The following is a 7,901-nucleotide window of genomic DNA, read 5'->3' on the forward strand; positions in this document are numbered from 1 at the left end:
GTTTCGCCCCGCCCCCCGTGGGTTTCGCTCCCGCGCCCCGTGGGTTTCGCTCCCGCGCCGCACAGTGGGCTTCGTGCTTTCTCGGCGGCGTGGGTGTCGTGGGGAATGTCACGGTCGGGGTGTATGTTCATGCCGTGGCGCGGTTGCTTCTGCATCGCCCTGGACCTGGCGGTTTTTGGCGGGGGAGCATCGGGGTAGGAGTGGGTAGGCGGTGGAGGTGCGCAGTTTGCCCACGTGAAGCCGGTTCATCCGGGCATGCGACGCGCCGACGGTGAACGTTGACCACACCCTGACCGGCACCTACCGTGCTGGTGGAACACCCGTGGTGTAATTCGTCAAACCCCCTTGACGAAGCGCCACGGGATGATAGAAGCCGGAGGTCCGCGTGGCGGTGAGCAGCGGCGAGGGCAAGGCGACCCCTGACAGGCACATGGCTTCCCGGCGTGCCGGAGAGCAGGGCCTGCTCTTCGACACGCAGGTGTCGATGCCGCCGGAGGATGTCGGCTACCGCGGCCCGACGGCGTGCGCAGCGGCGGGGATCACCTACCGGCAGCTCGACTACTGGGCGCGCACCAAGCTGGTCGAGCCGAGCGTGCAGCCCGCGCACGGGTCGGGCAGCCAGCGGCTCTACAGCTTCCGCGACATCCTCGTGCTGAAGGTCGTGAAGCGGCTCCTGGACACGGGCGTGTCCCTGCAGCAGATCCGCACGGCCGTCACCCACCTGCGGGACCGCGGCGTGCGGGACCTCGCGCAGATCACGCTCATGAGCGACGGCGTCAGCGTGTACGAGTGCACCTCGGCCGACGAGGTCGTCGATCTGCTCCAGGGCGGGCAGGGCGTGTTCGGCATAGCGCTCGGGCGGGTGTGGCAGGAGGTCGAGGGCAGCCTCGCGGAACTACCCGGTGAGCGCGCCGCCTCCGCCGGCGACCCGTCCGCCCACCCCCATGACGAGCTCGCCGGCCGGCGCCGCGCCCGCCGCACCGGCTGACGCTCAGAGCGCCTCCCGGCGCTGCAGGTAGGCGAAGGCCGCCCAGCCGGGCAGGACCGGCAGCCACAGCGTGAGAAGCCGGTAGAGCAGCACCGCGGACGCCGCGGTCTCCGCGGTGAGACCCGAGATCGTCAGCGCGAGCGTCAGCGCGCCCTCGACGGCGCCGAGCCCGCCGGGCGTCGGCACCGCCGACCCGACCGCGTTCGCGGTGAGGAACACCACCACGACGGTCGTCAGCGGCAGCGACCCGCCGAACGCGCGGATCGACGCCTCCAGGCAGAGCACGAACGACACCGTCAGCAGCAGCGTCCCGCCCATCCCCGTGAGCAGCTTCCTCGGGGTCTGCAGGACGTCCACCAGCCGCGGCAACACCCCGGAGAACATGCTCCTCAGCCGCGCCGCGACCACCCGCCGGACCCGCGGGACGGTCAGCGCCAGCCCCGCCACCAGCCCCAGCGACAGCACCACGATGACGATCGTGCGGGACGGCGCGAGGTCCTGCGTCGCCTTCGTCGTCGAGCCGGTGAGGAACCCGAACAGGATCAGCAGCAGGACGTGCGTGACCAGACCCACCAGCTGCGACGCGCCGACGCTGGCCACCGCCGGGCCGGGACGCACCCCCGTGCGCTGCAGGTAGCGGGTGTTGACGGCGACGCCGCCCACGGCCGCCGGCGCCACCAGCTTCACGAACGACGCGGCGAGCTGGACCAGTACCGTCCGCCCCAGCGGCAGCCGCTCCGGGACGAACCCCATCAGCATGAACGCCGCGGCGACGTAGGTGAGCGCGGCCGCGCCCAGCGCCGCGAGGGCCCAGTGCCAGCTCGCCTCCGACGCCAGGGTCCCCACGTCGAGGCTCGCCACCTGCGGGATGACGATGTAGGCCGCGACCGACAGCGCCACGATGCTGAAGATCGTCCGGGGCCGGAACCGCTCCACCCGGGCCGGCGCGACCTCCGTCTCCGGCTTCAGCCGGACGATCTGCTCCCGGATGCGGGTCAGCAGGTCCCGGTCGCGCCGCAGCGCCGTCCGGGTCTCCCGCGACAGCGCGACCCGCTGCAGCAGCGGCACGGCGGCGGCCAGGGCCTCCTCGCCCAGCACCGCCGCGGCGGTGGCCACGGCCCGCTCGGGGCCCGTGCGCAGCGCGAGCGACGTCAGCAGCTGCGCCAGGTCGAGCCGCAGCGCCAGGTCCCCCGCCGCGGTCTCCCCGGCCCGCAGGTCGGTGAGGTAGGCGCGGCCGTCCGCGCCGACCACGATCGCCCCGTCCTGCAGCCGCCGGTGCGCGAGCCGCCCGGCCTGCATCGCGCGGAACTGGCGCCACACGTCCGCCAGCAGCGCGTCGGTGATCTCGTCGCCGGGGACGTCCGCGAGCCGCCGCCCCGGCACGTGCTCGTACGCCAGCAGCGCCGCCTCCGTGCCGACCTCGGACGTGCCGACCAGGCGGGGAGTGCGGACGCCCGCCGCGTCCAGCGCGTACGCCATCAGCGACTCCTGCTCCAGCGACCGGCGCAGGGAGCGCAGCGCCCGCCCGGTCGTCGTGGAGCGCAGCCGCAGCAGCCGCCACACGCGGTACAGGAGGCCGGCGGTCTGCTGGTCGCGGTCCAGGACGTGGAGCTCCAGGTCCCACTCGCCGTGCCCGCCGGAGCCGGACGGGACCCGCGCCGCGCGGCCGGGTTCCCCGGCGCCCGGCCGGGGGGCGAGGACGACGCCGTACCGGCGGGTCTCCTCCGAGCCGCCGCCGGGGTCCCCGAGGCGCGCCGCCCGCTTCGGGCGCAGCCCGAGCCGTTCCAGCGCGGTGACCACCGTGGCCCCCGCGGGCCGCGGATTCGGCGTGCCGACCGCGTACAGGGTGCCGTGGCCGATGGCGCGCCCGAGGAAGTAGGTGGCGGCCAGCGCGGAGACCGAGGCGTAGGAGGCGGTGAGCCCGGTCAGCGCCGCCAGCCCGATCATCACCCAGGTCGCGGCCTGCCAGCGGGCGCGGCCGGCCATCCCGACCGCGCTGACGAACGCGATCACCGGGGCGATGTCGGTGTGCACCGGCGCCGACTCCGTGCCGCCCCAGATCAGCGAGTCCAGGACGCCGCCGGGCGCGGTCGGCACGACCAGGTCGTCCAGCCCCACCGTGACCACGGTCGCGAACACGGCGGCCAGCAGCGCGATCGCGACGCGGGTGCCGTCCTTGTGGAACAGCCGCTCGATCCCGAACGCGATCGGCACTGCCAGCACGCCGAAGCTGGAGACGAGCGTGGCCAGCGACAGCAGCAGCCGGGGCGCGTGCGCGGTGCCCTCCGCGATGTCGTTCTGCAGGCCGTGCGCCGTCCCCTTCGCGAACGACACCAGCAGCATCACCGCCGCGAGGCCGGTCACCGACGCGGCGAACCTCATCGCGTCCGACGGGCGGCGGATCCGGTCGGGCTGGGCGGGCTCGTCGACGGGCACACCGGCGGCCGCGCCCTGCCTGGGGCGTACCGTCTCGTCGCGGGTCCGCGTCACGCGGAACCGCCGCCCTGACCGTCCGTCATCGTGATCAGCGTCCCAGAACCGGCGGTGTGCGGTCGAGCGGCGGGCGCCGCTCCGGCGGTCACGTGATCACCTCGCGGCCCCATCCTGTCCCGAGGCCCCGAGGCCCGTTACCTCCCAGGTCAAGCGACCATATCCTACTCGCTGGTACCGCCCCGGCCGGGTGGGGATCACCCCGGTGCCGGTTTTGGGTAGGGTTCGTCAAAGGACATGCCGTCGACCCCGTGCGGGAGAGATCCCACGCCGCCAGCGTGGGGCGCCGAAGGGGCAACCTCCCCGGAACCTCTCAGGCAAAAGGACCGCTCGGATGAGGTACCTCTGGAAAGCAGGCGTCGATTCCCGCGTGCGGGGAAGGCGGCTCACCGAAGGGGAAATCCCGCCGCGCGGGGGAAGCTCTCAGGTGCCGATGACAGAGGGGGAGACCCGCCCGCCGGCCCGCGCCGGCGGCGGACCTGAGCGACCGCAGAAGCCAGGAGGCCCTCCATGACCGCCCAGTTCTTCGCCCCCGTGGCCTCGCCGCAGCATCCCCGTTCCACGTTCGCCGACCGGCACATCGGCCCCGCACCCGGCGACCAGGCCCGGATGCTCGCCGCCATCGGCTACTCCGGCGTCGAGGCCCTGATCGACGACGCGGTGCCGGCCGCGATCCGCACGTCCCGCCCCCTGGACCTGCCGCCCGCGCTGAGCGAGACCGCCGCGCTGGAGCGGCTGCGGGAACTCGCCGCCCGCAACACCGTGCTGACGTCGATGATCGGCCTCGGCTACCACGGGACGATCACCCCGGGCGTCATCATGCGCAACGTCCTGGAGAACCCCGGCTGGTACACCGCCTACACCCCCTACCAGCCGGAGATCTCCCAGGGGCGCCTCGAGGCGCTGCTGAACTTCCAGACCGTGGTCAGCGACCTGACGGGGCTGCCGGTCGCGAACGCGTCCATGCTGGACGAGGGGACCGCCGCCGCCGAGGCCATGGCCCTCGCCCACCGCGTCTCCAGGCGCAAGGAGCCCGGGGCGTTCCTGATCGACGCCGACGCGCTCCCGCAGACCATCGAGGTCGTGCGGACCCGGGCGGTCCCGCTCGGCATCGAGGTGGTCACCGCAGACCTGTCCGGCGGGCTGCCGGACGGCGACTTCTTCGGCGTGCTCCTGCAGTACCCCGGCGCGTCCGGCGCCGTCCGCGACCTGGAGCCGGTCATCGGGCAGGCGCACGAGCGCGGCGCCAAGGCCGTCGTGGCCGCCGACCTGCTCGCGCTGACGCTGCTGCGCCCGCCGGGGGAGTCCGGCGCCGACATCGCCGTGGGCTCGGCGCAGCGGTTCGGCGTCCCGTACGGCTTCGGCGGCCCGCACGCCGGCTACATGGCGGTCGGCGAGGGCATCCAGCGGCAGCTCCCGGGGCGCCTGGTCGGCGTGTCCGTCGACGCCGACGGCGCCACCGCGCACCGGCTGGCGCTGCAGACCCGCGAGCAGCACATCCGCCGCGAGAAGGCGACCAGCAACATCTGCACCGCGCAGGTCCTGCTGGCCGTCATGGCGAGCATGTACGCCGTCTACCACGGGCCGGAGGGGCTGGCCGCGATCGGCCAGCGGGCGCACCGCCGGGCCGCCGAGATCGCCGCGGGGCTGCGCGCGGGCGGGGTGGAGATCGTCCACGGCGCGTTCTTCGACACCGTCCTCGCCCGCGTACCGGGCCGGGCCGCCGAGGTCGTCGAAGCGGCCCGGGAGCGCGGGATCAACCTGCGCCGCGCGGACGCCGACCACGTCGGGATCGCGTGCGACGAGACGACGCTGCCCGAGCACGTCACGGCGGTCCTGGAGGCGTTCGGCGTCCCCGAGGGCGGCGCCGCTGGCGCGGCCGAGGCGATCCCGGACGGGCTGCGCCGCGAGAGCCCCTACCTGACCCACCCGGTGTTCCGTGCGCACCGCTCCGAGACCGCGATGCTGCGCTACCTGCGCCGGCTCCAGGACAAGGACATCGCGCTCGACCGGTCCATGATCCCGCTCGGCTCCTGCACGATGAAGCTGAACGCCACGGCGGAGATGGAGCCGATCACCTGGCCGCAGTTCGCGGACGTCCACCCGTTCGCCCCCGTCGACCAGGCCGCCGGCTACGTCGAGCTGATCGGCGAGCTGGAGGACGCCCTCGCCGAGATCACCGGATACGCGAAGGTCTCCGTCCAGCCGAACGCCGGCTCCCAGGGCGAGCTCGCCGGCCTGCTCGCCATCCGCGGCTACCACGCGTCCCGGGGCGAGGAGCACCGCGACGTCTGCCTGATCCCGTCGTCCGCGCACGGCACCAACGCCGCCAGCGCCGTCATGGCCGGGATGCGGGTCGTCGTCGTCAAGTGCGACGACGGCGGCAACGTGGCGCTCGACGACCTGCACGACAAGATCGGCAAGCACGGCGACCGGCTCGCCGCGATCATGGTGACGTACCCGTCCACGCACGGCGTCTTCGAAGAGACGATCACCGACGTGTGCGCGGCCGTGCACGACGCGGGCGGCCAGGTCTACGTCGACGGCGCGAACCTCAACGCCCTGGTCGGCCTCGCCCGCCCCGGCGAGTTCGGCTCCGACGTCTCCCACCTCAACCTGCACAAGACGTTCTGCATCCCGCACGGCGGCGGCGGGCCCGGCGTCGGCCCCATCGGCGTCCGCGAGCACCTCGCCCCGTTCCTGCCGAACCACCCGCTCCGCGCGGAGGCCGGCCCCGAGACCGGCGTCGGCCCGATCTCCGCGGCGCCGTGGGGCTCGGCGGGCATCCTGCCGATCTCCTGGGCGTACATCGCGATGATGGGTCCCGACGGCCTGCGGGCCGCCACCGAGGGCGCGATCGTCGGCGCCAACTACCTCGCCGCCCGGCTCGGCCCGCACTACCCGATCCTGTACACCGGCCGCAACGGCCTCGTCGCCCACGAGTGCATCGCCGACCTCCGCAAGATCACCAAGGAGACCGGGATCACCGCCGAGGACGTCGCCAAGCGCCTCATCGACTACGGCTTCCATGCCCCGACGCTCTCGTTCCCCGTGGCGGGCACCCTGATGATCGAGCCCACCGAGTCCGAGGACCTCGCCGAGCTCGACCGCTTCTGCGACGCCATGATCGAGATCCGCCGGGAGATCCAGCGGGTCGCCGACGGTGGCCACGACCGCGAGGACAACCCCCTCAAGAACGCCCCGCACACCGCCGCCGCCCTGGTCTCCGACGACTGGAAGCACCCCTACAGCCGCGAGGAGGCCGCCTACCCCCTCCCGTCCCTGCGCGAGGACAAGTACTGGCCGCCGGTCCGCCGCATCGACCAGGCCCACGGCGACCGCAACCTGGTCTGCTCCTGCCCGCCCCCCGACGCCTTCGAAGGTTAGGCGTGTTCATTGCAGTTCCCTTGGCGTGAACTGCGGTGCGATCGCTGCATCGCTCCGGCTCGCCTGGCGGCTCGCTTCGCGATCAGGTTTCTTGCTTCGCTCGAAACCTGCCTTCGGACGCGATCGCAGTGGTTTTGGTTGTTGCGTGGTTACGGTGGTGGCTCGTGCCGGTGGCGCGCCGGCCTTGTCCCGTCGCCCTCGCCGGCGCGCTCTGGGCGACTCGGGGCGCTAGGCTCTCTGCGATCCCGGTCTTCAGAGGGCGAGAGACGGATGAGCGAGTCAGCGGGGCCTTTGGCCGACGATCCGGCGCGGTTGTGCGAGGAGGCGCGGAACCTCGCCGAGAACGGTGAGGCGGAGCGGGCGGCGCTGCTGTTCGAGAAGGTGCTCTCGCTGGGCGAGACGCCGTCGCGGGCGCGGGCGGCGCTGGGCCTGGCCGTCGTCCTCGACGACTCCGGGGACGTGGAGCGGGCCCGCGAGGCGGACCGGGCCGCGATCGCCACCGGGGACCCCGAGTACGGGCCGCGCGCCGCCTACCACCTGGCCCTCACGCACGAGCGGGCCGGTGAGCACGGCGAGGCGGCGCCCGCCTGGCGCGTGGTGGTCGACTTCGGCAACGAGACCTACCTGCCGCCCGCCCACCTGGCGCTCGCCAGGCTCGCCGACGACGCCGGCGAGTTCGACGCGGCGCGGGAGCACTGGGAGGCCGTGATCAGGACCGGCGACCCCGAGTACGGGCCGCCCGCCGCGCACGACCTCGCGCAGCGGCTGCTGGAGCGCGGCGACCCCGCGCGCGCCCAGCGGGCGCTGACCGCCGGGCTCAGGCTGATCGACCGGGCCACGGCCCCCTACGCCTACGCGCGGCTCGCCGTCGCACTCGGCATCTCCTACCTCGACCAGGCGATCGGCTCGTTCGGCGCGGCGCTGGGGGAGGGCCCGGCCGACGCGGAGGTGGGGCCGCTGGCCACCGAGCTGCTGGCGCGGACGCTGCCGCTGCGGGGCCGCGCCGGCGAGGCGGGCGAGGTGTGGCGGCGGGGGC

The 7,901-nt window shown here is 74.0% G+C and carries 4 protein-coding genes and 1 riboswitch; of the genes, 3 read left to right on the forward strand and 1 reads right to left on the reverse strand.

The features are described from left to right. Positions 1-385 precede the first annotated feature (385 nt). On the forward strand, positions 386-988 hold the full coding sequence (locus E1281_RS34355) for a MerR family transcriptional regulator (protein WP_131883885.1): 603 nt from the start codon (positions 386-388) through the stop codon (positions 986-988). Between the two features lie 3 nt (positions 989-991). Here E1281_RS34355 and E1281_RS34360 read toward each other — a convergent pair whose 3' ends face one another. Then, positions 992-3,478 (reverse strand): lysylphosphatidylglycerol synthase transmembrane domain-containing protein, encoded by a 2,487-nt coding sequence (locus E1281_RS34360; protein WP_243717702.1) that lies wholly within the window; start codon positions 3,476-3,478, stop codon positions 992-994. A gap of 244 nt (positions 3,479-3,722) precedes the next feature. Beyond that, positions 3,723-3,817, forward strand: a riboswitch (glycine riboswitch). Positions 3,818-3,988: 171 nt separating this feature from the next. Here E1281_RS34360 and gcvP point away from each other — a divergent pair. Then, complete coding sequence (gcvP, locus tag E1281_RS34365) at positions 3,989-6,865, forward strand: aminomethyl-transferring glycine dehydrogenase (protein ID WP_131883886.1); 2,877 nt, start codon at positions 3,989-3,991, stop codon at positions 6,863-6,865. Between the two features lie 270 nt (positions 6,866-7,135). Next, positions 7,136-7,901 (forward strand): tetratricopeptide repeat protein (locus E1281_RS34370; protein ID WP_131883887.1); only part of this gene is annotated, 766 nt, incomplete at its 3' end.

The sequence above is a fragment of the Actinomadura sp. KC345 genome (assembly GCF_004348515.1).
GTDB lineage: Bacteria > Actinomycetota > Actinomycetes > Streptosporangiales > Streptosporangiaceae > Spirillospora.

Coding starts and splice junctions, on each gene's coding strand:
- gcvP (WP_131883886.1), top strand. CDS start 3,989: ATGACCGCCCAGTTCTTCGCCCCCGTGGCCTCGCCGCAGCATCCCCGT.